Source organism: Vulcanococcus limneticus LL, assembly GCF_002252705.1.
GTDB lineage: Bacteria > Cyanobacteriota > Cyanobacteriia > PCC-6307 > Cyanobiaceae > Vulcanococcus > Vulcanococcus limneticus.
Genome location: NZ_NQLA01000114.1, coordinates 1 through 2157, shown reverse-complemented (window position 1 = coordinate 2157; position 2157 = coordinate 1). Strand labels below are relative to the sequence as shown.

At 49.1% G+C, this 2157-nt stretch carries 1 protein-coding gene; it reads right to left on the bottom strand.

Translation table 11 applies throughout. The annotated features are described in order from the left end of the window. Positions 1-92 precede the first annotated feature (92 nt). Positions 93-1736 (bottom strand): Eco57I restriction-modification methylase domain-containing protein, encoded by a 1644-nt coding sequence (locus CJZ98_RS17535; protein WP_232756595.1) that lies wholly within the window; start codon positions 1734-1736, stop codon positions 93-95. Between the last annotated feature and the right edge of the window lie 421 nt (positions 1737-2157).

Sequence of the window (2157 nt, the reverse complement as noted above, 5' to 3'; positions counted from 1 at the left end):
TGGCGGCGATGACCGAACGGATCGCCAATGCAGTCTGTTGCTGTATGCCTTGCACCGAAAGGGATCTCAGGGTCGCGGAGCCTTATGGGTAATCAAGAATCATCAACAGTTAATCCAAAAAGGCTGCAAACGATTTCATCGCAGGCAGCTATATCCCTAGAAACGGCTGCATCGGCGAGCGCCACCTTCATTGGTTCAGACAAGGAGCTCCATTCTGGTATCCGAATTCGCCGCAAGTATTGGGCCTGGAATCGAAGGAAGCCACCTCTCATCTTTGTAGAATATGCAGAAATAAAGGCACGTGATAGCGAAGACAAAAGGATGGCCTGAAGACTACGCAGATCCCACTCTTCTGAAACGATATAGTACAGGTTGTGGTGAGGATAGAATCTACCATCTTCGAAGACAATATGAGATTGGCCTTTGATGTCTGGCACTAGAAGCTTGGGCTTGCTTAAAAGAGAGGGGGTAATTCTATCAATGGTGCGATACCAGTTCCTGGGATTCTTCTGTGCGCAATGACGTCCAGAAATGATTGTCCTTCGGGCTTCAAGATAGCGGTTTAGCTTTGGATACTCTGATAAGCCAACCAACCCCCCGTCATCTCTGAACGGATTGATAATTCCCTTGCCCAGCCAATTAACCTCCCCACTTGCTATGTCTCTAGTCCTTACAAGCGGCAGTTTGCGATCATCTTCAACATCAAGCTTCTCATAATCAGCAATAAAAGCCCGATCAGCACCAGTTGCAACGCCAATTCCAACCTTGCAGCCTGCCTCTTCGAGCGTTGGAAACTCTTCCTCTAGGCGTCTGATTAGTTCAATCTGACTGGAACCGCTCAGAAGCCATGGATCAGAATCATTCGTAATACCAGAGGAGAAGCGGACCCTCTCCTTTGTACCATGATTGCCAGTAGTAAGTTCCACCGCAAGGGCTTCTAGGGCCTCTTGAGTAATGACAGGATGCCGTGCGATATGGGTAGGCCCAGGAGCTCCCCTTTCAATAATTGTTATGGCAGGATAAGCGATTACATCAGACTGGAATGCCTGAGTGTCAGACATGTCGACATAGATTTTTAAGTGATAATCCCCAGATATCAATTTTCTCAAAGGCCCTCCATATTTATTTTTCATCCAGCGATCTGCACATATAAAACCAAGTGCACCACTTCGTCCAAGTAGGCCTAGAGACCGCTCAATAAATGGAATATAGATATCTGCTCGATCGTAAAGTGTACTGAACCTACTTCGGTATTCTCTGAGTAGCGGCGCGGGGATTAGCTCTTGACGAACATACGGAGGATTCCCGACTACGAAATCAAAACTTCCATCGATAGGCGCAAGGAGATAATCATCATTCTGCAACCACTTGTCTACTACAGACCCTGCGTCCTTCTCTGTAATACCTTCCTGGGTCAGAAGTTCACGTATTGCGTCTCGTGTGTCTTCGAATGTCTTCTTGTGAAGCTCAAATGCAACTATTGAATCTTGAAGTTCATTGCTAGTCGGATTCCGCGACTTATGTGTTCGCCAAGAGCCCAAGAGCCTCTTTATTGCGGGAAACAGGAAGTCTCCTCCGCCAAAGGAAGGCTCTAGCAACCTCAGTTGTGAAAGATCAGATGTAGCCTTGTAGCCAGATAAATCCAGAATAAAGTTAACTACTTCTGGCTTGGTGAAAACCGCCCCTCTGGCCTCAATTCCACCTCCGGCCGCCAAGTGGTTAATCGCTTCTCGCACCTTGGGGGAGCGGCTAGCGGGAGGTATGTAAGGGAAAGAAAGCTTCAGCTCGCCTTGCCGTGCTTTCGTCACTACTGAGCCCCGTGGTAGTCCAAGCGTACCATCGCCTCGTGATGTGGATTCATTTTGCGATGGTAACCATCCAAGTACTTTTTGGGCTGAGGTGGTAGCTCATCAAGCTTGGTTCCGACCCACCCGTTCAGAATGGATCTAACGCTTGCCATCACCTAGCCGCAGAGAGCATGGCCGGTAGCTGCTCATTGGCATCAGTGAATGAACGGTGGCGGATCAGGTGAATGGCATGGTTGGAAAGTGCTCTTCGCCCCAGGGCTGCCTAAAAGTGTGATCAGGTCTTGGTGTCGGCCGTCATCACCCCTCCCAGGGCCAGCATCCCCTTGATGTCGTAGGCCAGCTCGCGAAA